The organism is Streptomyces thermoalcalitolerans (genome assembly GCF_039525155.1).
Classification (GTDB): Bacteria; Actinomycetota; Actinomycetes; order Streptomycetales; family Streptomycetaceae; genus Streptomyces; species Streptomyces thermovulgaris.
In genome coordinates, this window is the sequence record NZ_BAAAHG010000048.1 from 1 (window position 1) to 22,310 (window position 22,310).

A 22,310-nucleotide genomic window follows, 5' to 3' on the forward strand; every position below is an offset into this window, starting at 1 on the left:
CGCCACCGCCGCCGTCTCCGCGCGCGTCGCGCACGCCGTCGCCTGGGCCGTCCGTGTGCACGAGGTCCGTGCGACGGCGGACGCGGTACGGGTCGCCCACGCCGTGGCGGAGCGGCGCACCGCCGACGGCCGCACGCCGGGCCCGCTCTCCCCCGAGGGAGCCCGGTGAGCGCCTCCCCCACCGACATCGAGGAGGTGGAGGCCGCCAACACCGCCTTCTACGAGGCCCTGGAGCGGGGCGACTTCGACGAGCTGTCCGCGCTCTGGCTCTCCCCCGACGACCTGGGCGTCGACGACGGGCATCACGACCCGGCCGGCACCGGCGTCGTCTCCTGCGTGCATCCCGGCTGGCCCGTGCTCACCGGACGCGGCGAGGTCCTGCGCTCCTTCGCACTGATCCTGGCCAACACCGACTACATCCAGTTCTTCCTCACCGACGTCCGCATCTCGGTCGCCGGCGACACCGCCCTGGTGACCTGTACCGAGAACATCCTCAGCGGCGGTCCCGCCCCCGCCGGCGGCGGCGAGCTCGGCCCACTGGTCGGGCAGATCGTCGTCGCCACCAATGTCTTCCGGCGCACTCCTGTCGGCTGGAGGCTCTGGTCCCGTCACGCCTCCCCGGTGCTGGCCGAGAACGCCGAGAACACCGAGAACACCGAGAGCGGCGGGGGCGGGGAAAGCACGGACGACGACACGTCCGTCTGAGCGGGTGGCCCTCTGCCGTGCGACCCCGGAACGTGACCGGAATCACGTATTCCGGAAAAGGGCCGGTCCCTGCCTGGTGAGCGGCCACATCCCCGGGGGAAACGCACGAGGAGACCTCCCGGATCCGGCTCGCCCGGCCCGCCCGCGGCCCGGCGTTGCCGGCCCCCGCGGGTAGATTCGTCCGGGACCGGGGTGCCGCCCACCTGCGGCAGGAGCCGGTCACCACCGACGACTGCAGGAGTGATTTCGCGTGGATCGTGTCGCGCTGCGCGGCCTGAGGGCCCACGGCCACCACGGCGTGTTCCCCGAGGAGCGCGAGAAGGGCCAGACCTTCCTCGTGGACGTCGTCCTGGGCCTGGACACCCGGCCGGCCGCGGCCGACGACGATCTGGCGAAGACCGTGCACTACGGCATCCTGGCCGAAGAGGTCGTGGCCGTGGTGGAGGGCGAGCCGGTGAACCTCGTCGAGACGCTCGCCGAGCGCATCGCCCAGGTCTGTCTGAGGCACGAGGAGGTCCAGGAGGTGGAGGTCTGCGTCCACAAGCCGGACGCACCGATCAAGGTCCCCTTCGACGACGTGACCGTCACCATCACCCGGAGCCGAGCATGACCGCACCGTTCACCCAGGGGCACGGCGACCCGACCGTCCAGCCGGTGCCCGCCTCCGTCGTCGAGAGGGTCGACGCCGCCGACAGCACCCTGCAGAACCCCCAGCGGGCCGTGATCTCGATCGGCTCCAACCTCGGCAACCGCCTGGAGACCCTCCAGGGGGCCGTGGACGCCCTGGAGGACACCCCCGGCATCCGTGTCAAGGCCGTCTCGCCGGTCTACGAGACGGAGCCCTGGGGCGTCGAGCCCGGCACCCAGCCGTCGTACTTCAACGCGGTGGTGATCCTGAAGACGACCCTGCCGCCGTCCTCCCTCCTGGAGCGCGCCCAGGCCATCGAGGAGGCGTTCCACCGGGTCCGCACCGAGCGCTGGGGTCCGCGCACCCTCGACGTCGACATCGTCTGCTACGCCGGCACCGTCTCCGACGACCCGCTTCTCACGCTCCCCCATCCCCGCGCCCATGAACGCGCCTTCGTCCTCGTCCCGTGGCACGACGTGGACCCGCAGGCCCAGCTGCCCGGCCGGGGCCCGGTGGCCGACCTGCTGGCCGCGGTCACCCGCGAAGGGGTCGAACCACGGGAGGACCTGGAACTCCGGCTGCCCGAGTAGTCGTTAAGGTCTGGGCGGCGCACCGGACGGGATCCGCACGGTCCGGGCGACCCGCCCACCCGCGCACAACAGGCGACCGACCACCAGTCCGGGGGAGCTGAGGGAACACCGTGAGAGAGCTGCGCATCAGGCTGCTGGCCGGCGTGTTCGTCGTCGCCGGGGTGCTGTCCTGGGCGGCCGCCCGTCTGTGGAACTCGGTGGGGACGCTCCCCAGCGTTCCCCTGGCCGCCCCCATCGTCCTCGCTCTGATCGCCACGGTCCTGCTGGCCACGGCGCTCTCCCTGCGCTCCCGGCTGAAGGCCCAGCGCGAGCGCCGCCCCGACGCCAAGGGCGTCGACCCCCTGATGGCCGCCCGTGCGGTCGTCTTCGGTCAGGCCAGCGCCCTGGTCGCCGCCCTGGTCGCCGGCATGTACGGCGGCACATGCGTCGTCCTGCTGGAACTCCTCGACATCCCGGCCCGGCGCGACCAGGCCGTCTACGCCGGCTTCTCGGTCGTCGCCTGCATCGCGGTCATAGCGGCCGCCCTGTTCCTCGAACGGGTCTGCAAGCTGCCGGACGACGACGACCACGACCCCGCCGGAGCCGAACCGGTGGCATGACGGCGGCCCGGGCCGCCGGCCGGCATGACCGCCGGCCGGCATGCCCCTCGCCCGGGAAGCCGTGGCCGTCGGCACGGCCGTCCCCCGCGGACACCCCCGAAAGGACGCCACCGCCCCCGGGTCAGCGCGCCATGATCAGGCTCATCGCCTCGTTGCGGGTGGCCGGGTCCCGCAGCTGTCCCCGCACCGCCGAGGTGATGGTCTTCGCCCCGGGCTTCCGGACCCCGCGCATCGTCATGCACATGTGCTCGCACTCGACGACGACGATCACACCGCGCGGCTCCAGGATCTTCATCAAGGAGTCGGCGATCTGCGTGGTGAGCCGCTCCTGCACCTGCGGGCGCCGGGCGTAGACGTCCACGAGCCGGGCCAGCTTCGAAAGCCCCGTGATCTTTCCGTCGACCGACGGGATGTAGCCCACATGGGCGACACCGACGAAGGGAACGAGGTGATGCTCGCAGGAACTCAGGACCTCGATGTCCTTCACCAGGACCATCTCGTCGTGTCCCAGGTCGAACGTCGTCGTCAGGACGTCCTCGGGCTTCTGCCACAGCCCCGCGAATATCTCCTTGTACGCCCGGGCCACGCGAGCCGGCGTTTCCCGCAGCCCCTCGCGGTCCGGGTCCTCGCCGACCGCGATGAGGAGCTCGCGTACGGCGTTCTCGGCGCGTTTCTCGTCGAACTCGCCGATGGTCCCTTCGCCGTCCAGCGTCACGGGGTCGGTCATATGAACCTCGTTCCTGATGTGCCTGATCTGCGCATATACGAAATGCCGCGCCCCCAGGCTAGAACCTGGGGGACGCGGCAGACATTCCGGGTCTGTTACAACCCGGCGCCGGATCCGTCAGCTGTCCGAACGGTCCTCCGTGGCCTGCTCCGTGGCCGGGGCGGACTCGGTGGTCGTGGACTTGATCGTGCTGATCGCCGGCGTCGCGCCGTTCGCCCCGTTGGTCAGGGCGAGCTCCTTCGGGGAGAGCACCGGCGGGCGGGTCGACGGCGTACGGCGGGAGGAGCCGGTCCAGGCGGGCCGCGGCGGGCGCTTGACGACGGGGGCGAAGATCTCGGCGATCTCCTCCTTGCCCAGGGTCTCCTTCTCCAGCAGGGCCAGGACGAGGTTGTCGAGGACGTCGCGGTTCTCGACCAGGATCTCCCAGGCCTCGTTGTGCGCGTTCTCGATGAGCTTCTTGACTTCCTCGTCCACCAGCGCGGCGACCTCCTCCGAGTAGTCGCGCTGGTGAGCCATCTCACGTCCGAGGAACGGCTCGGTGTTGTCACCGCCGAACTTGATCGCGCCCAGGCGCTCGGTCATGCCGTACTGCATCACCATCGCGCGGGCGGTGGCGGTGGCCTTCTCGATGTCGTTCGCCGCGCCCGTGGTCGGGTCGTGGAAGACCAGTTCCTCGGCCGCGCGGCCGCCCAGCATGTAGGCCAGCTGGTCCAGCATCTCGTTGCGCGTGGTCGAGTACTTGTCCTCCTCCGGCAGCACCATCGTGTAGCCGAGGGCACGGCCGCGGGAGAGGATCGTGATCTTGTGGACCGGGTCGGAGTTCGGCAGGGCCGCCGCGACCAGGGCGTGACCGCCCTCGTGGTACGCGGTGATCTTCTTCTCCTTGTCCGACATGATCCGGGTCCGCTTCTGCGGGCCGGCGACCACGCGGTCGATCGCCTCGTCCAGCATCTGGTTGTCGATCAGCTTCTTGTTGCTGCGGGCCGTGAGCAGCGCGGCCTCGTTCAGCACATTGGACAGATCGGCACCGGTGAAGCCGGGGGTGCGGCGGGCGACGGCGGCCAGGTCGACATCGGGCGCGACCGGCTTGCCCTTCTGGTGGACCTTGAGGATCTCCAGACGGCCCTGCATGTCGGGGCGGTCGACGGCGATCTGCCGGTCGAAGCGGCCCGGACGCAGCAGCGCCGGGTCGAGGATGTCGGGGCGGTTGGTCGCGGCGATGAGGATCACACCGCCCTTGACGTCGAAGCCGTCCATCTCGACGAGCAGCTGGTTCAGCGTCTGCTCGCGCTCGTCGTGACCGCCGCCGAGGCCGGCACCGCGGTGGCGGCCGACCGCGTCGATCTCGTCGACGAAGACGATGGCCGGCGCGTTCGCCTTGGCCTGCTCGAACAGGTCACGGACCCGGGAGGCACCGACACCGACGAACATCTCGACGAAGTCGGAACCGGAGATCGAGTAGAAGGGCACACCGGCCTCGCCCGCGACGGCACGCGCGAGCAGGGTCTTGCCGGTTCCGGGCGGGCCGTAGAGCAGCACACCCTTGGGGATCTTCGCGCCGACGGCCTGGAACTTGGCCGGCTCCTGCAGGAACTCCTTGATCTCCTGGAGCTCCTCGACGGCCTCGTCCGCGCCGGCGACGTCCGCGAACGTCGTCTTCGGGGTGTCCTTGGTGATGAGCTTGGCCTTGGACTTGCCGAAGTTCATGACCCGGGAGCCGCCGCCCTGCATCTGATTCATCAGGAACAGGAAGACGACGACGATGAGGACGAAAGGCAGAAGGGAGAGCAGGATGCCGACGAACGCGTTCTGCTTGGTCGGCGAGACCGTGTAGCCCTTCGGGATCTGCTTGTCCTGGTACTTGGTCTGCAGCGTGTTGGCGATGGCCACGCCCTGGTCGCCGATGTAGCTCGCCTGGATCTTCGAGCTGCCCTCGATCTTGTGACCGTCCTTGAGCTCGACCTTGATGGTCTGCTCGTCACCGGTGGTCAGCTTGGCCTGCTGGACCTTGTTGTCATTGATCGCGGCGACGACCTGGCCCGTGTCCACCGTCTTGTAGCCGCCGGACTCGCCGACGACGTTCATCAACACGACCACGGCAAGGACGGCCAGCACGATCCACATGACCGGCCCACGGAAGTATCGCTTCACGTCCATCCATACGGAGCTGTGCCGCCCCGTCCCTCCTGCCATAGTGAGTCTGATAAGACAGTTCTTCCGACGGTACCCCAGCATTGTCGCCCGAAGCGGCACAGGAGGACTGGCGTTCCCGTCTGCACGCTCCAACGGCTCCGGAACCGCCGGGGTTCCCGATCAACGTACGGCTCATGAGCCCTTCGGGGTTCACCCGCCGTAGACGTGGGGGGCGAGCGTACCGACGAACGGAAGATTCCGGTACTTCTCGGCGTAGTCCAGGCCGTAGCCGACGACGAACTCGTTGGGGATGTCGAAGCCGACCCACTCCACGTCGATGTCGACCTTCGCGGCCTCCGGCTTGCGCAGCAGCGTGCACACCTTCAGGGAGGCGGGCTCGCGGGAGCCGAGGTTGGAGATCAGCCAGGACAGGGTCAGGCCGGAGTCGATGATGTCCTCGACGACCAGGACGTGCTTGCCCTTGATGTCGGTGTCGAGGTCCTTGAGGATCCGCACGACGCCGGAGGACTGGGTGCCCGCGCCGTAGGAGGACACGGCCATCCAGTCCATGGTGACCGGGGTGGACAGCGCCCGGGCCAGGTCCGCCATGACCATGACCGCACCCTTGAGGACGCCGACGATCAGCAGGTCCTTGCCCTCGTACTCCGCGTCGATCTTCTCGGCCAGTTCGGCCAGCCTCGCGTCGATCTCTTCCTTGGTGATGAGCACCTGCTTGAGGTCGGCACCCATGTCTTTCGCGTCCACGCGCATCACTTTCGGTCGGTCGTCCCACCGGCTGTTCCGGCCCGCCCCGGTGGGGGCGGCCGGCCGCGCGGCCTCCCCGGAGGGGGAGACCGGCCCCTCTCCCCTCCTGAGGGAAGGATTCAGCCTTGCCGAATCACCAGTCTGCCACCCTGCCGCTGGGCGACGACCCGGCCCGGGAGGTTGATGGCCCCCTGACCGCGCCAGCCGGTGATCAACCGGTCGACTTCCTCGATGTGCCGGGCGAACAGGGAACCGGCCGGGGCTCCGGCGTCGATGGCGGCCCGGCGCAGGATACGGCGGCGCACGGCGGGGGGCAGCTCATGGAGCTTGGCGCACTCCAGCCGCCCGGCCTCGTCGCGGACGGTGGCCTCGGCCTGGCTGGCCCAGGCGTCGAGGGCGTCGGCGTCGTCGCGGGAGAGCTGGGCGGTGCGGGCAAGGGCCTCGACGACACCCTTGCCGAGCGCCTTCTCCAGGGCGGGCAGTCCCTCGTGGCGCAGCCGGGAGCGGGTGTAGGCGGGGTCGGTGTTGTGCGGGTCGTCCCAGACGGGCAGGGACTGGACCATGCAGGCCGTACGAGCGGTCTGCCGGTCGATGTGCAGGAAGGGACGGCGGTAACGGCCGTCGACCCCCGAGACCGCGGCCATCCCGGACAGGGAGCGGATGCCGGAGCCGCGGGCGAGGCCGAGCAGCACGGTCTCGGCCTGGTCGTCCCGGGTGTGACCGAGCAGGACCGCACGGGCGCCGTGGCGCTCGACGGCGGCGTCGAGGGCGGCGTAGCGGGCGTCGCGGGCGGCGGCTTCCGGCCCGCCCGCGCGGCCCACGGTGACGGCCACGGCCTCGACCGGGTCCAGGCCGAGCCGGCGCAGCCGCTGGACGACCTCGGCGGCGCGCTGGTCGGAGCCGGCCTGCAGGCCGTGGTCGACGGTGATCCCGCCGGCCCGGATGCCGAGCTTGGGGGCCTCGAAGGCGAGGGCGGAGGCGAGCGCCATGGAGTCGGCGCCGCCGGAGCAGGCCACGAGCACGAGCGGTGCGGGCGGACGCTCGTGCGGGGCCGACGGCGCAAAGCGGGGAGGGTTCTGCTCGTTCAGGATGTCGTGGAGAACGCGGCGTACCGCCAGGCGTATCGCCGCGACCGCAGGATGGGGACCCATGTCCGGTTCCCTTCACGAAAGTCTTCGGGGATGATCCCGATACCGGTCACTCAGAGTGTGTAGATGGTGACAGAAACGGGGCTTTCCCCGAGCATCGCACGCTTGCCCCTCGCCCACGGTCCCTCGGACGGGTGATTGGAAGGGCGTCCGCCTGCCGCCGACCGGAGCCGGTCCGCGGCGGTCACCGGTGTGGTCATGACTCGTTCATGGCTCGCTCATGGCTCGTTCCTGGCTCGATCCTGGTGCGCTCACGGCTCGGTCTTGCGGTGCACCCGCGCGATCCAGTCCGCCGGTTCGGCGATCTCCGCCTTGGTGGGGAGGGTGTTCGGGGAGGTCCACACCCGGTTGAAACCGTCCATGCCGACCTGGTCGACGACCACGCGGACGAACCGCTCGCCCTCCCGGTACTGGCGCAGCTTGGCGTCCAGGCCGAGCAGCTTGCGCAGGGCCATGTCCAGACGGGAGGCGCCCTTGTCGCGGCGCTGCTGGAACTTCTCGCGGATCTCCGCGACGGTCGGCACGACGTCCGGGCCCACTCCGTCCATCACATAGTCGGCATGGCCCTCCAGGAGGGACATCACGGCGGTGAGACGGCCGAGGATCTCCCGTTGGGCCGGGGTCTGCACCAGCTCGACCAGGGAACGGCCGCCGTCGTTCTCCTCGCCCTCCGGACGGCCGCCGATCAGCGACTGGGCGGCGTCGCGGATGCGCTCCAGGAAGGCCATGGGGTCGACGTCGGTCTCCGCCAGGAAGGCCTGGATCTCGCCCTCGAGGTGGTCGCGCAGCCAGGGCACGGCGGTGAACTGCGTGCGGTGCGTCTCCTCGTGCAGGCACACCCACAGACGGAAGTCGTGGGGGTCCACGTCGAGCTCCCGCTCGACATGGACGACGTTCGGCGCGACGAGCAGCAGCCGGCCGCCGCCGTTCTCCCCGGCGGGGAGGTCATGGGTGGCCGGGGCGAAGGTCTCGTACTGGCCGAGGACGCGGGAGGCGAGGAAGGCCAGCAGTATGCCGAGCTCGACGCCGGTGATCTTGCCGCCGACGGCGCCGAGGACCGCGCCGCCGGGAGTGCTGCCGCGGCGCTGCTGCATCTTGCTGAGGAGCGGTTTGAGGATCTCCCGGAAGCCGGCGACGTTCGCCCGGACCCAGCCGGGGCGGTCGACCACGAGGACGGGCGTGTCGTGGAGCTCGTCGGTGTTCAGCCGGGTGAAGCCGCGGACATGCCCCTCGGAGGCCTTGGCGTGCCGGCGCAGCTCCGCGACGACGGCCCGGGCCTCGTCCCGGCTCACCTCGGGGCCCGGCCGCACGAGCCGGGTCGCGGTCGCGACCGCGATGTTCCAGTCGACCATCCCGGGAGTTGCGGCACCACCGATGCTCGTCATGGGTCAACGGTACGTGAGCCCCGCCACTCCTGGCAGGGCGGCGAGGTGCGGCGGGCCGACCTGGTTCGACCGGTGCGGTGTTTCCCGCGGGGGGCGGGAACCGGGACCGCTCGTCCGGTCGCTCACCGTCACGGGCCGGGCCGGTTCTCCCGGGGGCCGCCCGTCCCCCTGGGGGCCGAACGGGCGGGGCCCGCCGCCCGGTTCGCCCCGCCGCCCCGCTTCGCCCCCAAGGGTGCGGCCGTCCGCGGCGGGGCCGGCGGCGGGATCAGCCGATCAGGGCGGCGACCGCCCGGTCCAGGGCCGACTGGGCCGCTTCCTGGCCCGGGGTGTCCTCCGCGAGGAAGGCGAAGACCAGCAGGCGGCCGTCCCGGGTCACCACCGTGCCCGCCAGGGTGTTGACGCCGGTCAGGGTGCCGGTCTTGGCGCGGACCAGGCCGGCCGCGTCGGCCGTGTCGCCCGCGTAGCGGCCGCTCAGGGTCCCGGTGAAGCCGGCGACCGGGAGGCCGGTGAGGACCGGGCGGAGCTCGGGGTGGGCGGGGTCGGCCGCCTTGAGCAGCAGGGACGTGAGCAGACGCGCGGTGAGCCGGTCGGCCCGGTTCAGCCCGCTGCCGTCGTGGAACGCGGCGCCCGCCAGGGGGAGGCCGAGCTTCCGGAGCCGGGCCTCGATCGCCGCCGCGCCGCCGGCGAAGTCGGGGCGGGCCCCGGTCGCGATGGCCGTGTGGCGGGCCAGGGCCTCGGCGATGTCGTTGTCGCTGTGGGTGAGCATCCGTTCGACCAGGTCGGACAGCGGGGGCGAGGAGACGGCCGCCAGGGTCTTCGCACGCGCGGTCGCCCGGGCCGGGCCGGCCTCCGTGGTGGAGATGCCGGCCTCGGACAGCAGCCGCGCGAAGGCGGCCGCCGCATGGGCCGCCGGGTCGGCCACGCGCGGGGCGGGGCCGCTGGCCGAGTCGTCGGCGCGGGCCTCGTCGGTCATCAGGGCGGTGACCCGGGCGATGTTCTCGTTGGCGCCGATGGGGTGCAGTTCGGGACCGGCGTACAGCGAGGTGTCGTACGACAGTGCCACCTTCGTCACCCCCTGCTTGGTCAGCGCGGCCGCCGTCCTGCGGGCGAGGTCGCGCAGGCTCGCCCAGCCCTGGGCCTCCTCCCGGGCGGTGAGCGTGGGGTCGCCGCCGCCGACCAGGACGACCTTCCCGGCTTTCCCCGCTTTCCCGGATTCCCTGGATTCCCTGGATTCCCAGGCTTCCCCGGATTCCCCGGCGCCGGGCTCCAGGACGGCGCGGGTGGTGAGCCGGTGGTCCGGGCCGAGCGCGGACAGCGCGGCGACACCGGTGGCGATCTTGGTGGTGGAGGCGGGGGTGAGCGCCTCGTCGGCCCCCTGGCCGTACAGCTGCTCGCCGGTGGCCGCGTCGACGACGGAGGCGGAGCGGCGGGCGCCGAGAGCGGGGTCCCGCAGCAGCGGGTCCAGGGCCTGTGCGAGGCCCTGGCCGCCGGACACCGGCTCCACCGGGCCGCCGGCCTCGCCGATCCCCACCAGCACCGGCAGGGCGCTGGGCGCGGGCTCGGCCTGCCCGGCGGACACATCACGCGTACGCGACCTGTCGGACGTATCGTTTCGGCGTCCGTGATCTGTGCCACCCGTGCGTTCCAGGGCAGCCGCACGCTTCCGCTCGGCCGTACGCTGGCCTGTGGAGTCCCAGGGACCGGCGGCGGTCACCGCACCGGCGGCGAGCGCCAGCCCGAGCGCGGCGGCACCCGCCGTGTACTGCCAGGTCTTCGGCGTCGTCAGCCGTGGTCCGGCAGCCCGCGCGAACCGTACGGCCCGCGGCTTCACGGCTTGCGTCACCCGTGCCAGACGCGGCCGTGCGGCCCGTGCCAGACGGGCCAGACGCGGTCTCGCGGCACGCCAGGCCCTCAGCTCCGGCACGACCACCAGCCCCTTTCGCGATCACACATCTGCGTGAGGGACACTTAATCACCAGAAGTATGTGCTGATCATGGAGGAGCCACAGGTGGAGTTCGACGTCACGATCGAAATCCCGAAGGGTTCGCGGAACAAGTACGAGGTGGACCACAAGACCGGTCGTATCCGCCTGGACCGTCGACTCTTCACGTCGACCAGCTACCCGGCCGACTACGGCTTTGTCGAGAACACCCTCGGCGAGGACGGCGACCCGCTGGACGCGCTGGTCATCCTGGACGAGCCGACGTTCCCCGGCTGCCTCATCACGTGCCGTGCCATCGGCATGTTCCGTATGACGGACGAAGCGGGCGGCGACGACAAGCTGCTGTGCGTCCCGGCGTCCGACCCGCGCGTCGAGCACCTGCGGGACATCCACCACGTGTCGGAGTTCGACCGGCTCGAGATCCAGCACTTCTTCGAGGTGTACAAGGACCTGGAGCCCGGCAAGTCCGTCGAGGGCGCCAACTGGGTGGGCCGCGCCGAGGCCGAGGCCGAGATCGAGCGTTCCATGAAGCGTTTCCAGGAGCGTGGCGGCCACTGAGCCGTCCGTCGTTCTCGGGCCGTACCACCCCGCCGGGCCGGTGCGGCCTGTTCCTGTTCTGCCCACGTCCAGGCGCGTCCGTACGGGGACCCGCGCGCAGCGGCTGTCTCCGCGCAGGGCGGATCCGCAGACGTCCGGGGCGGATCCGCAGGCGTCCGGGGCGGATCCACAGACGTCCGGGGTGGATCCGCGGATGACGAAGCGGGCGGAAGGTGTCGTCCAGGGGGCGTTGCTCAGTGACGGATGTGGAGGACCGCACCCCGCGGTCGGACGGGACGAAGAACGCGTTCAAGGCTCCCGAGGGGTCCTCGGTGACCCGGGTCCGGCTGATGCCGTCGGCCCGGACGGGCGACGGCGAGTCGTCCATGACGTCCGGGTTCGCCGTGCCCGAGGGCCTGACCGTTCCCCGGACGGAGAGCGAGTCGGAGACCACCTCCGAGTTCACGGTCCCGCAGGGGCTCGGTCTTCCGCAGCCGCCGGCCGCGGAGCCCGGGGGGTCCGCGTTCAGCCCGCCGGGCACCTCCGGCGTCCGCCGGGCCCCGCACGCCTTCACCCCGCCGAGCGGTGTGCCGGTGGTCGGCCCGGCCAGGAACGCCCCCTGGCAGGACCGTATGCGCACCATGCTGCGCATGCCGGTGGCCGAGCGGCCGGCGCCCGAGCCGGTGCAGCGGACCGAGGAGGGCGGCCCGGCCGTCCCCCGTGTGCTCGACCTGACCCTGCGCATCGGCGAGCTGCTGCTCGCGGGCGGTGAGGGCGCCGAGGACGTGGAGACCGCGATGTTCGCGGTCTGCCGTTCCTACGGCCTGGACCGCTGCGAGCCGACCGTCACCTTCACCCAGCTGTCGATCTCGTACCAGCCGTCCCTGGTGGACGACCCCGTCACGGCGTCCCGGACGGTACGGCGCCGGGGCACCGACTACACCCGTCTGGCGGCCGTCTTCCGGCTCGTCGACGATCTGAGCGACCCGGAGACCCATGTCTCCCTGGAGGAGGCCTACCGGCGGCTGGCGGACATCCGCCGCAACCGGCACCCCTACCCCGGCTGGGTGCTGACCGCGGCCGCCGGGCTGCTGGCGGGCGCGGCCTCCCTGCTCGTCGGCGGCGGCCCGCTCGTCTTCGTGGCGGCCCTGGTCGGCGCGATGCTCGGCGACCGGCTGGCGTGGCTGTGCGCCGGGCGCGGACTGCCGGAGTTCTACCAGTTCACGGTCGCCGCGATGCCGCCGGCCGCAATCGGCGTCGCGCTCACCCTCTCCCACGTCGACGTGAAGGCGTCCGCGGTCATCACCGGCGGGCTGTTCGCGCTGCTGCCCGGACGGGCACTGGTGGCGAGCGTGCAGGATGGTCTGACCGGCTTCCACATCACCGCCACCGCACGCCTGCTGGAGGTGATGTACCTCTTCGTCGGCATCGTCACCGGGGTGCTGGTCGTCCTGTACTTCGGGGTGAAGCTGGGCGCCCCGCTCGACCCGGACGCGGCCCTCGGCATCAGCGAGCGGCCCGTGCTGCAGATCGCCGCGTCGATGCTGCTGTCGCTGACCTTCGCCGTGCTGCTGCAGCAGGAGCGCTCCACCGTGCCGTGGGTGACGCTCAACGGCGGCGTCGCCTGGTCGGTGTACGCCGCGATGCACCACGTCGGCGGGATATCGCCGGTGGCGTCCACGGCCGTGGCGGCGGGTCTGGTGGGCCTGTTCGGACAGTTGCTGTCGCGGTACCGGTTCGCGTCCGCGCTGCCCTTCACCACGGCCGCGATCGGTCCGCTGCTGCCCGGTTCGGCGACGTACTTCGGTCTGCTGGCGATCGCGCAGAACGACATCGACCAGGGGCTGGTGTCGCTGGCCAAGGCGGCGTCGCTCGCCATGGCCATCGCGATCGGTGTGAACCTCGGGTCGGAGATCTTCCGGCTGTTCCTCGGGGCGCCGGGCGGCACCTCGGCGTCGAAGCGCCGGGCCGCCAAGCGTACGCGGGGATTCTGACCCCGAAAGCGCCGTCCACGCGGCCCCCGCCCGAAGCCCTCTCAGGGGGCGCGGTGGTAGCCGCTGTTGTCCGGGTGCTGCGGGTTCTGGCCGTAGTGACCCTGCCGGCCGTAGGAGTTCTGCTGGTCGTAGGAGTTCTGCTGGTCGTAGGAGTTCTGCTGGCCGTAGCCCTGCTGACCCTGGCCGTAGCCCTGCTGCCCGTAGGGACCCGGCCGGCCGTAGGAGTTCTGCTGGCCGTAAGGGCCCGGCCGGCCGTAGGGGTCCTGCGGGCCGTAGGGGGCCTGCTGGTTGCCGTACGGCTGCTGGGGGTGCTGCTGCGGCCGGCCCTGGTTGCCGTACTGGTGCGGCGGCTCGATGCGGCGCAGACGGGTCGTGGCGTCGTCCATGACCGGCTGCTGCTCCGCCTGCTGCTGGTACTGCTGGTACGGGGCGGGAGGCTCCTGATACGGGGCGGAGGGCTCCTGGCCGGCCGGCTCCTCGGGGTCCTTCTTCTTCTGGGAACGGGCGCGCAGGAACTCGATGATGATCGGGACCACCGAGACGAGGACGATCAGGACGAGGATCGCCTCGATGTTGTTCTTGACGAAGGGGATGTTGCCCAGCCAGGACCCGAGGAGGGTCACCCCCGCGCCCCACAGGATGCCGCCGATGATGTTGAAGATCAGGAACGAGCGGTACCGCATACCGCTGACGCCCGCGATGATCGGCGTGAACGTGCGCACGATGGGGACGAAGCGGGCCAGGACCAGGGACTTGGGGCCGTGCTTCTCGAAGAACTCGTGGGCCTTGGTGACGTTCTCCTGCTTGAAGAAGCGGGAGTCGGGACGGGTGAAGATCGCCGGGCCGACCTTCCTGCCGAACATGTAGCCCGCCTGGTCACCGAGGATCGCGGCGATGCAGATGAGAACGATGGCCGACCACAGCGGGAAGTCCATCTGACCCGACGTGATCAGCAGACCGGCGGTGAACAGCAGGGAGTCGCCGGGCAGGAAGAAGCCGATGAGAAGGCCGGACTCGGCGAAGACGATGAGGAGCAGACCCCAGATGCCGAATGTGTCGAGCAGGTAGTTCGGATCCAGCCAACTCGGGCCGAGGGCAAGGGTCATCAGTTCCGGACTCCTGACGGGAGGGGGAAGTACGGCATCGGGGCGTCGAGGCGCGGCCTCAATCTCACTGCCGCACAAAGCTACCAACGCACGGTATACGCCCCCGGTTCCACGCAGTCCTCGGGGGAGGCGATGTGGGCACGCTCACGTCAAGCCGTGCTCCCTGGACATCAGGGGGCACGGCGGCGGCAGTGGCCCGGCCGGACGTACCGGCCGTGACGGACGAACCGGTGGATCGACAGCGAATCGGCAGCGGACCGGCGACGGGCCGGCAGCGGACCGGCGACGGACGACGTGACCGGGGCGCGGATGCGAGCACGAAGGTGTGCGCGTACGGGCCGTCCCGGCTCCTGGCCCGGAAGCGATCGGGCCAGAGCCGGGACGGGGATCGGGCAGGAGCCAGGACAGAAGTCGGGGCAGGGGCCAGGACAGGGGTCAGGAGGCGTGCCGGGCCGCGTTGGCGACGATCGCGTCCCGCATGTAGACCGCCAGACCGGGGCGGACCTTCTCGTACGTCCGGGTGAAGCGCTCGTCGGTGACGTACATCTCGCCCAGGCAGGTGTGCATCTCGTGCCCGCAGTCGTAGTACGAGCGCGTGATGAACTGCCGGTGCTCCTCCGCCGCGTCCATGGCCTCCTCGGAGTCGGCCGGTACGCCGGAGGCCATCAGGTCGGCCATGCGCCGGTGGATGCCGTTCAGCTCCTCGGTGAGGCGCTTCCAGTCCTCCTTGGTGTAGGAGGCGGTCCGCTGCCGGGACTGCCGGTAGGCGTCGGTGTCGCCCCAGCGCTCGCGCACCTCGTCCTCGTACTGGTCCGGGTCGAAGTCCCCGAACACCTCGAACTTCTCCTGAGGTGTGAGGTTGATGCCCATGTTGTGTGCCTCCAAGGCGTGCTCCACGGCCGCGACCATCTTCTGCAGCTTCTCGATCCGGGCGGTCAGCAGTGCGTGCTGGCGACGCAGATGCGTGCGCGGGTCCGCTCTTCCGTCCGCCTGTTCGTCGAGCAGGGTCGCGATCTCCTCGAGCGGAAAGCCGAGCTCCCGGTAGAACAGGATCTGCTGCAGCCGGTCGAGGTCGGCGTCGCTGTAACGCCGGTGCCCCGCGTGGCTGCGCTCGCTCGGGACGAGCAGGCCGATGTCGTCGTAGTGGTGCAAGGTGCGCACCGTGACGTTGGCGAAGCCGGCGACCTGCCCCACGGAGTAGCTCACGTCCGCTCCTTTCTCGGTACGCGCTCCACGATGGGGCCTCACGTTGCGTGAGGTGCAAGCACGTTTTTCCGGGCCTTCCCGCACTCCCCTTCCGGATGTTGTGCCGCTTTTGCTGGTTTTCGCCCGTTTATGGTGAGGCCGTGGCCCAGGACACCGCGCAGCAGACCCCCGCCGCCCCGGCCCGTGCCCTGCTGCCGCTGCTCCTGCCCGCACTGGCCGTCGGGGTCGGCTCCAGCCTGGTGTTCCTGCTGGTGAGCAGGCTGGCCGAGGAGTTGCAGAGGGTGCTGTGGCAGAACCTGCCCGACGCCCTGGGCATCGGCCGGTACTCGGTGGTGTGGATGCTGGTCGTGCTCACCGCGACCGGGGTCCTGGTGGGCCTGGTGGTGTGGAAGGCACCGGGGCACGCCGGTCCCGATCCGGCCACCCTGGGCCTGACGGCCGCCCCGCTCCGGCCGGCCGTGCTGCCGGGACTGCTGGTCGCCGCCATGCTGATGCTGGCCGGCGGGCCCAGTCTCGGTCCGGAGAGCCCCGTCATCATGGCGAATGCGGCCCTGGCGTTCTGGCTGGGCCGCAGGCTGCTGCCCCGAAGACCGGACACGCTGTGGCCGGTGCTGGCGGAGGCGGCGACGATCGGCGCCCTGTTCGGCACACCGGTGGCCGCCGCGCTCGTGCTCTCCGAGGCGCTGACCGGGCGGCCGATGAAAGGGGCGCTGTGGGACAACCTGTTCGCGCCGCTGGCCGCCGGGGCCGCGGGCGCCACGACGACCGCCCTGGTGGCCCGCCCCACCTTCGCCCTGGGCCTGCCCCGCTCCGGCCACCCGCGCTGGACGGATCTGCCGGCCGTCCTGGTGATCGCCCCCGCGGCGGCGCTGCTCGGCCTCGCCGCGGTGTACGCCTTCCCGTACGTCCACCGGGCCTTCGCGCGGCTCGGGCACCCGATGCTGGCGCTGCCCGCCGGCGGGCTCGTGCTCGGCCTGCTGGGGGCGCTGGGCGGCCCTCTGACGCTCTTCAAAGGGCTGTCGGAGGTCGCGGAGCTGGTCCGTGACCCCGAGAGCCGGACGGCGGGGCAGTTAGCGGCCATGGCCGTGGTGAAGCTGGCCGCGCTGCTGGTCGCCGCGTCCTGCGGCTTCCGCGGCGGCCGGATCTTCCCATCTGTGTTCGTCGGCGCCGCGCTCGGGCTGACCGCGCACGCGCTCGTGCCGGCGGTGTCCCTGGCGCCGGCCGTGGCGGCGGGCGTGCTGGGCATGCTCCTGGCCGTCACCCGGCAGGGCTGGCTGAGCCTGCTCACGGCCGCGATCCTCGTGTCCCCGCCGACGGTCCTCGCTCTGCTGTGCATCGCCTCGCTGCCGGCCTGGCTGCTGGTGACCGGCCGGCCGCAGATGCAGCTCTCGCAGGACGGGAGGGCGATCCGCTGACCCTTCCCCTTCTCTCCCCTCTCTTCCTCTCTCTCCCTTCCTCTCTCCCGTCTCTCCCGCTCAGATCCCGCCCGACCCACAGGAGACACGTCCATGCCGCTTCACCAAGGACACCAGGAATCCGACGAGCGCCCCCTGGCCGTCAACCCCTTCTACGGAGAGGCCGACCCGGCCGTGGAGATGGCCGAGGCCCCGCCCAAGCACCGGCTCGCCCACGCGCCCCTGGCGCCCGCGACGGCGTATCAGCTCGTGCACGACGAGTTGATGCTGGACGGCAACTCCCGGCTGAACCTGGCCACGTTCGTCACCACCTGGATGGAGCCGCAGGCCGGCCTGCTGATGAGCGAGTGCCAGGACAAGAACATGATCGACAAGGACGAGTACCCGCGCACCGCCGAACTGGAGCGGCGCTGCGTGGCCATGCTCGCCGATCTGTGGAACGCACCGGATCCGTCGGCCGCCATGGGCTGTTCGACGACCGGGTCGAGCGAGGCGTGCATGCTCGCGGGGATGGCGCTCAAGCGGCGGTGGGCGAAGCGGAACGCCGACCGCTATCCCTCACGGGACGTACGGCCGAACCTCGTCATGGGCGTCAACGTCCAGGTGTGCTGGGAGAAGTTCTGCACCTTCTGGGAGGTGGAGGCCCGTCAGGTCCCCATGGAGGGCGACCGTTTCCACCTCGATCCGCAGGCCGCCGCCGAGCTGTGCGACGAGAACACCATCGGGGTCGTCGGCATCCTCGGCTCCACCTTCGACGGCTCCTACGAGCCGATCGCCGAGCTGTGCGCGGCGCTGGACGCCCTGCAGGAACGAACCGGCCTGGACATCCCCGTGCATGTGGACGGGGCCTCGGGCGGCATGGTCGCGCCCTTCCTCGACGAGGACCTGGTGTGGGACTTCCGTCTGCCGCGGGTGGCGTCGATCAACACCTCGGGGCACAAGTACGGACTGGTCTACCCGGGCGTCGGCTGGGCGCTGTGGCGCGACCGGGAGGCGCTGCCCGAGGAGCTGGTCTTCCGGGTCAACTATCTGGGCGGCGAGATGCCGACCTTCGCCCTCAACTTCTCCCGGCCGGGCGCCCAGGTGGTGGCGCAGTACTACACGTTCCTGCGGCTGGGCCGCGAGGGCTACCGGCTGGTGCAGCAGTCCACCCGCGACGTGGCCCGCCATCTCGCCGGACGGATCGAGGCCCTCGGCGACTTCCGGCTGCTGACCCGCGGCGACCAGCTGCCGGTGTTCGCCTTCACCACGGCGGCGGACATCACGTCGTACGACGTGTTCGACGTCTCCCGGCGACTGCGCGAGAACGGCTGGCTGGTGCCCGCGTACACCTTCCCGCCGAACCGGGAGGACCTGTCCGTCCTGCGCGTGGTCTGCCGCAACGGCTTCTCGATGGACCTCGCCGAGATGTTCGTCGAGGACCTCGCCCGTCTGCTGCCGGATCTGCGCCGCCAGCCGCACCCGCAGACCCGGGACCGGAAGGCGGCCACCGGCTTCCATCACTAGAGGACGGCTTCCCTCACCAGGAGGGGGGGCGGCTTCCCTCACTCGGGGACGCCGTGCGGATCCCGCCGTGGGGCGCGGGGCCGGCCCGCGCATCCGCCGCCCGGTCAGCGGTCGTCCTCCGGGTGCCGCTCCCCCGTCGCGTACGGGTTCTCCTGGCCCTCGGCCAGAACGCCGATGAACGGCTCGCCCTCGCCGGCGAAGGTGTAGGCGCCGCGTTCGAGGCGTTCGACGAGGCCCCGGGTCCAGGCGGCGTCGGAGTCGGCCCGGTGGAGCCAGAGATTCATGATCTCGCCGATGTGGCCGAGCTGTTCGGGGCCGCCCTCGGGGAGGTAGCGCTCGACGACGGTGGTCCGCCACTGCTCGATCCGTCGGACCCGCTCCTTGAGCAGGGCGATCGCCTCGTCCCTCGGCAGGTCGACGAGGAAGCCGAGGGCCGCGGACTGGATGTCCACCTTCTGCTCGTAGGCGACCAGGGCCTCGCGCAGCAGGCGGAAGTACTCCTCGGTGCCCGCGTCGGTGATCTCGTACTCGGTGCGGGGCGGACCGCCGGCCGTGGAGGGGGCGGTCTCGTGCGCGTGCAGCAGCCCCTGCTTGGCCATCTGCTTCAGGGCGTGGTAGATCGAGCCGGGCTTGGCGTTGGACCACTCGTGCGCGCCCCAGTACTCCAGGTCGCTCCGCACCTGGTAGCCGTGGGCCCGCCCGTGCTGACGGACGGCGCCCAGCACCAGCAGACGGATCGCTGACATGCGCTCCAGGGTATTGCCGCCGGCCCGGCCGGACCGTTCCAGGTCCGCCGGGCAGAGCACGGGGCCGCGCCGGATTCCCGGTATTCCCCAGGATTCCTGGAAGGAGAACCCGCTCCGGGATTCCTGGAGCTGGGATCCCTAGAACGGGAACCTGCTCCGCCCGTGCTGCACCGAGATCCACTTGACCGTGGTGAAGGCGTCCACGGTCGTCTCGCCGTTCAGACGGCCGACGCCGGAGTGCTTCTCACCGCCGAAGGGGACGATCGGCTCGTCGTGGACGGTGCCGTCGTTCACATGGAACATGCCGGTGTCGATCCGCTGGGCGAAGGCGACACCCCGCTCGATGTCCGCCGTGTGGACGGCGCCGCTGAGCCCGTACGGGGTGTCGTTGACGATCCGGACCGCCTCCTCGTCGCCGTCGAACGGGACGATGAAGGCGACCGGGCCGAACACCTCCTGCCGCAGCAGGGAGGAGCCGGCGGGCAGGCCGGTCAGGACGGACGGCTCGACGAGGTTGCCGTTGATGCTGCCGCGCACCAGGGCGGTGGCCCCCTCCGCGAGGGCCTGCTCGACCACGTTCGACAGGGCGTTCGCCTGAATGGAGTTGATCACCGGCCCGATGACGGTCTGCGGGTCGCTCGGGTCGCCGACCTTCAGCGACCTCACCTTGGCGGCGAACTTCTCGCTGAACTCCTCGGCGACCGAACGGTCGACCAGGACGCGGTTCGCGGCCATGCAGACCTGGCCCTGGTGGACGTACCGGCTGAAGACGGCCGCGTCGACCGCGTAGTCGAGGTCGGCGTCGTCGAGGACGACCAGCGCGCTGTTGCCGCCGAGTTCCAGCACCGAGCGCTTGAAGTGGGAGGCGCAGACGGTGGCGACGTGCCGGCCGACCTTGTCGGAGCCGGTGAAGGAGATGACCTTCGGGACCGGGTGCTCCAGGAAGGCGTCGCCGATCTCGGCTATGTCCGTGACGACGACATTGAGCAGACCGGCCGGCAGCCCCGCGTCCTCGAAGAGCTTCGCGATCAGGGTGCCGCCGGCGATCGGCGTGTCCTGGTGCGGCTTGAGCACCACGCCGTTGCCGAGGGCGAGGGCCGGAGCGACGGACTTCAGGGACAGCAGGAACGGGAAGTTGAAGGGGCTGATCACGCCCACCACACCGACCGGCACCCGGTAGACGCGGTTTTCCTTGCCGTCGACCGGGGACGGCAGAATCCTTCCCTCGGGACGCAGCGCCAGGTGGACCGACTCGCGCAGGAACTCCTTGGCGAGGTGCAGCTCGAAGCCGGCCTTCAGATGCGTGCCGCCGAGCTCGGCGATGATCACCTCGGTGATCTCCTGCTCCCGCTCCTCGACCAGGCGCAGCGCCTTCTCGAGAACGGCCCGGCGGGCATAGGGGTTGGCCGCGGCCCAGTCTTTCTGCGCGCGGGCGGCGGCCCGGTAGGCCTGATCCACCTCGTCGACCGTGGCCGTGGTGATCGAGGCCAGCTTCTCGCCGCTGTACGGGTTGAAGTCGATGATGTCCCAGGAACCGCTGCCCGGGCGCCACTCACCGTCGATGTACTGCTGGGCCAGGTCGGTGAAGTAGGACGCCATCTGATCCCTCAATCCCCTGCTGCCGAGGCGGACGAAGCAGTCGGGACCCGAGCAACTCCCGATCACTTCTGCGGTCTGATGTGGCGCCATCGTACTTGCGCGCAAAAGGAGTTGGAGCGGAAAACGACCTTCGGCCGAAAACCCACGCCGGAGAAGTCCTTCACGCCGGAGAAGTCCGCCATGGCGATGGAATCCCGGCGCGGTGACGCACTCCCCGCGGCGGCTTTCCGCGACGGCTCTCTACGACAATTGCAGCAGCCCGCGCAGCAGGTCGCGGCTCTCGTCCGGGCTGGGGCAGTCGTTCTGCAGCTCCTGGAGCACTCTCTCGTACTGGGCGACGTCCTCGGGTTTGTCCAGGTAGAGGGCGCTGGTGAGCTGCTCCAGATAGACCACGTCCGACAGATCGGGCTCCGGGAAGCTGAGGATCGTGAAGGCCCCGGACTCGCCGGCGTGCCCGCCGAAGCTGAACGGCATGACCTGCAGCCGCACATTGGGCCGCTCGGACATCTCGATCAGGTGCTGCAGCTGACCGCGCATCACCTCCCGGCCACCGTGGGGACGGCGCAGGGCGGCCTCGTCCAGCACGATGTGCAGATCGGGCGCGTTCTCGGAGACGAGGTACTTCTGCCGCTCGAGCCGCAGCGCCACCCGCCGCTCCACATCGGCCTCGCTCGCGCCCCGCATACCGCGGCGGACGACCGCGCGGGCGTACTCCTCGGTCTGCAGCAGCCCGTGCACGAACTGCACCTCATAGACACGGATCAGCGACGCCGCGCCCTCCAGCCCCACGTAGGTGGGGAACCAGCTGGGCAGGACGTCGGAGTAACTGTGCCACCAGCCCGCGACGTTGGCCTCCTTCGCAAGGGAGAGCAACGAGGCGCGCTCCGCCTCGTCCGTGATGCCGTACAGGGTCAACAGGTCTTCCACATCCCGGGTCTTGAAGCTCACCCGGCCCAACTCCATCCGGCTGATCTTCGATTCCGAGGCACGGATCGAGTATCCGGCCGCTTCGCGTGTGATCCCCCGAGCTTCACGCAGTCGTCTGAGGTGCGAGCCGAGCAGCATGCGCCGCACCACCGATCCTGGCTCTCCCACGCTCACGTTCGCCAGCCTCCCCAAACCTTCTTCAGGGGCCGCAGTCTGCCACTAAATCACTTCGAGCTGTACTCGCATGGTTACGGAAACGGAGAGCGGAGGCGGGAACCGGGCGGCCGGCGGCGAGGCGCAGACAGTGAGGAACGGACAGGAGGCCGACAAGACGGGAACGAGGAAAACGGGGAGAACGAGGGGGAACAAGAGGGAGAACAAGGGAAAGACACAGGACAGAAGACAGAGGGCGGACGAGGAACAGGCGAGGCACAGGCAGGGAGCGGGTAAGGAGCGGAAGCAGGAAGCAGAAGGCCGGGAAGGACCGGGAAGGAGGTGAACGGTGAACGAAAAAATGGCCAACAAGCGGCATGGGACGCCCCAATTCGGTCACGTGCACGTGCATCTGCCCTTGCATCTGGTGTGCGCATCCGAAACGATGGCATCGCGCCACCGCCACATCGCATCGACCGCGAATTCCCGGGAGTGCCT

At 70.7% G+C, this 22,310-nt stretch carries 20 protein-coding genes; 9 read left to right on the forward strand and 11 right to left on the reverse strand.

Features of this window, described 5'->3' with window-relative positions:
• The first annotated feature begins 165 nt into the window (after positions 1-165).
• The 4 genes from ABD224_RS22975 (at position 166) to ABD224_RS22990 (ending at position 2,522) form a co-directional block, all read left to right on the forward strand.
• A complete protein-coding gene (locus ABD224_RS22975) occupies positions 166-705 on the forward strand; it encodes a nuclear transport factor 2 family protein (protein WP_344052926.1) in 540 nt (179 codons plus the stop codon).
• 250 nt (positions 706-955) lie between these two features.
• Entirely contained in the window at positions 956-1,315 is a 360-nt protein-coding gene (folB, locus tag ABD224_RS22980; RefSeq protein WP_344052928.1) for a dihydroneopterin aldolase, read from the forward strand.
• Positions 1,312-1,923, forward strand: coding sequence for a 2-amino-4-hydroxy-6-hydroxymethyldihydropteridine diphosphokinase (gene folK, locus ABD224_RS22985; RefSeq protein ID WP_344052930.1), 612 nt, complete (start codon positions 1,312-1,314; stop codon positions 1,921-1,923). Before folB ends, folK begins: the two co-directional genes overlap by 4 nt.
• Before the next feature lie 110 nt (positions 1,924-2,033).
• The gene (locus tag ABD224_RS22990; protein WP_344052932.1) at positions 2,034-2,522 is read left to right on the forward strand and encodes a DUF3180 domain-containing protein; all 489 of its coding nucleotides are present in this window, start codon (positions 2,034-2,036) and stop codon (positions 2,520-2,522) included.
• 121 nt (positions 2,523-2,643) lie between these two features.
• Here ABD224_RS22990 and folE read toward each other — a convergent pair whose 3' ends face one another.
• From folE to dacB, 6 genes are all read right to left on the reverse strand, one after another.
• A complete protein-coding gene (gene folE / locus ABD224_RS22995; protein WP_067393670.1) occupies positions 2,644-3,249 on the reverse strand; it encodes a GTP cyclohydrolase I FolE in 606 nt (201 codons plus the stop codon).
• Positions 3,250-3,366: 117 nt separating this feature from the next.
• Complete coding sequence (ftsH, locus tag ABD224_RS23000) at positions 3,367-5,406, reverse strand: ATP-dependent zinc metalloprotease FtsH (RefSeq protein WP_344052935.1); 2,040 nt, start codon at positions 5,404-5,406, stop codon at positions 3,367-3,369.
• Positions 5,407-5,592: 186 nt separating this feature from the next.
• Positions 5,593-6,153, reverse strand: coding sequence for a hypoxanthine phosphoribosyltransferase (gene hpt, locus ABD224_RS23005; protein ID WP_067393679.1), 561 nt, complete (start codon positions 6,151-6,153; stop codon positions 5,593-5,595).
• Positions 6,154-6,266: 113 nt separating this feature from the next.
• Positions 6,267-7,298, reverse strand: a complete 1,032-nt coding sequence (gene tilS / locus ABD224_RS23010; protein WP_344052938.1) for a tRNA lysidine(34) synthetase TilS — start codon at positions 7,296-7,298, stop codon at positions 6,267-6,269.
• Between the two features lie 248 nt (positions 7,299-7,546).
• Entirely contained in the window at positions 7,547-8,680 is a 1,134-nt protein-coding gene (locus ABD224_RS23015) for a zinc-dependent metalloprotease (RefSeq protein WP_344052940.1), read from the reverse strand.
• Between the two features lie 265 nt (positions 8,681-8,945).
• Entirely contained in the window at positions 8,946-10,610 is a 1,665-nt protein-coding gene (dacB, locus tag ABD224_RS23020; RefSeq protein WP_344052942.1) for a D-alanyl-D-alanine carboxypeptidase/D-alanyl-D-alanine endopeptidase, read from the reverse strand.
• Positions 10,611-10,689: 79 nt separating this feature from the next.
• Between dacB and ABD224_RS23025 the strand changes: the two genes are divergently transcribed.
• Complete coding sequence (locus ABD224_RS23025) at positions 10,690-11,181, forward strand: inorganic diphosphatase (protein WP_344052988.1); 492 nt, start codon at positions 10,690-10,692, stop codon at positions 11,179-11,181.
• Positions 11,182-11,417: 236 nt separating this feature from the next.
• A complete protein-coding gene (locus tag ABD224_RS23030; RefSeq protein WP_344052944.1) occupies positions 11,418-13,154 on the forward strand; it encodes a threonine/serine exporter family protein in 1,737 nt (578 codons plus the stop codon).
• A gap of 41 nt (positions 13,155-13,195) precedes the next feature.
• On the opposite strand, the gene ABD224_RS23035 is transcribed toward ABD224_RS23030, so the two are convergent.
• Together ABD224_RS23035 and ABD224_RS23040 are read right to left on the reverse strand one after the other, a co-directional pair.
• A complete protein-coding gene (locus ABD224_RS23035) occupies positions 13,196-14,263 on the reverse strand; it encodes a DedA family protein (protein ID WP_344052990.1) in 1,068 nt (355 codons plus the stop codon).
• A 432-nt stretch (positions 14,264-14,695) separates the two neighbouring features.
• Positions 14,696-15,466: a MerR family transcriptional regulator gene (locus ABD224_RS23040; RefSeq protein ID WP_344052946.1), complete on the reverse strand. Its 771-nt coding sequence runs from the start codon at positions 15,464-15,466 to the stop codon at positions 14,696-14,698.
• Positions 15,467-15,606: 140 nt separating this feature from the next.
• Between ABD224_RS23040 and ABD224_RS23045 the strand changes: the two genes are divergently transcribed.
• A complete protein-coding gene (locus ABD224_RS23045; protein WP_344052948.1) occupies positions 15,607-16,881 on the forward strand; it encodes an ion channel protein in 1,275 nt (424 codons plus the stop codon).
• A gap of 93 nt (positions 16,882-16,974) precedes the next feature.
• Positions 16,975-18,387, forward strand: a complete 1,413-nt coding sequence (gene gad, locus ABD224_RS23050) for a glutamate decarboxylase (protein WP_344052949.1) — start codon at positions 16,975-16,977, stop codon at positions 18,385-18,387.
• 104 nt (positions 18,388-18,491) lie between these two features.
• Here gad and ABD224_RS23055 read toward each other — a convergent pair whose 3' ends face one another.
• The 3 genes from ABD224_RS23055 to ABD224_RS23065 all read right to left on the reverse strand — a co-directional run bounded on the left by ABD224_RS23055 (position 18,492) and on the right by ABD224_RS23065 (position 21,797).
• Positions 18,492-19,133, reverse strand: a complete 642-nt coding sequence (locus ABD224_RS23055) for a PadR family transcriptional regulator (RefSeq protein WP_344052951.1) — start codon at positions 19,131-19,133, stop codon at positions 18,492-18,494.
• A gap of 138 nt (positions 19,134-19,271) precedes the next feature.
• On the reverse strand, positions 19,272-20,732 hold the full coding sequence (locus tag ABD224_RS23060; RefSeq protein WP_344052953.1) for an aldehyde dehydrogenase family protein: 1,461 nt from the start codon (positions 20,730-20,732) through the stop codon (positions 19,272-19,274).
• 240 nt (positions 20,733-20,972) lie between these two features.
• Positions 20,973-21,797, reverse strand: coding sequence for a helix-turn-helix domain-containing protein (locus tag ABD224_RS23065; RefSeq protein ID WP_344052992.1), 825 nt, complete (start codon positions 21,795-21,797; stop codon positions 20,973-20,975).
• A 106-nt stretch (positions 21,798-21,903) separates the two neighbouring features.
• Here ABD224_RS23065 and ABD224_RS23070 point away from each other — a divergent pair, with 106 nt between their 5' ends.
• The gene (locus tag ABD224_RS23070) at positions 21,904-22,158 is read left to right on the forward strand and encodes a hypothetical protein (protein WP_344052955.1); all 255 of its coding nucleotides are present in this window, start codon (positions 21,904-21,906) and stop codon (positions 22,156-22,158) included.
• Positions 22,159-22,310 lie beyond the last annotated feature (152 nt).

Excerpts from the sequence above, each read along its gene's own strand:
- folK (WP_344052930.1), top strand. The coding sequence starts at position 1,312 with ATGACCGCACCGTTCACCCAGGGGCACGGCGACCCGACCGTCCAGCCG.
- folE (WP_067393670.1), bottom strand. The coding sequence starts at position 3,249 with ATGACCGACCCCGTGACGCTGGACGGCGAAGGGACCATCGGCGAGTTC.
- ftsH (WP_344052935.1), bottom strand. The coding sequence starts at position 5,406 with ATGGACGTGAAGCGATACTTCCGTGGGCCGGTCATGTGGATCGTGCTG.
- hpt (WP_067393679.1), bottom strand. The coding sequence starts at position 6,153 with ATGCGCGTGGACGCGAAAGACATGGGTGCCGACCTCAAGCAGGTGCTC.
- tilS (WP_344052938.1), bottom strand. The coding sequence starts at position 7,298 with ATGGGTCCCCATCCTGCGGTCGCGGCGATACGCCTGGCGGTACGCCGC.
- ABD224_RS23015 (WP_344052940.1), bottom strand. The coding sequence starts at position 8,680 with ATGACGAGCATCGGTGGTGCCGCAACTCCCGGGATGGTCGACTGGAAC.
- gad (WP_344052949.1), top strand. The coding sequence starts at position 16,975 with ATGCCGCTTCACCAAGGACACCAGGAATCCGACGAGCGCCCCCTGGCC.
- ABD224_RS23055 (WP_344052951.1), bottom strand. The coding sequence starts at position 19,133 with ATGTCAGCGATCCGTCTGCTGGTGCTGGGCGCCGTCCGTCAGCACGGG.
- ABD224_RS23060 (WP_344052953.1), bottom strand. The coding sequence starts at position 20,732 with ATGGCGTCCTACTTCACCGACCTGGCCCAGCAGTACATCGACGGTGAG.
- ABD224_RS23065 (WP_344052992.1), bottom strand. The coding sequence starts at position 21,797 with ATGCTGCTCGGCTCGCACCTCAGACGACTGCGTGAAGCTCGGGGGATC.
- ABD224_RS23070 (WP_344052955.1), top strand. The coding sequence starts at position 21,904 with ATGGTTACGGAAACGGAGAGCGGAGGCGGGAACCGGGCGGCCGGCGGC.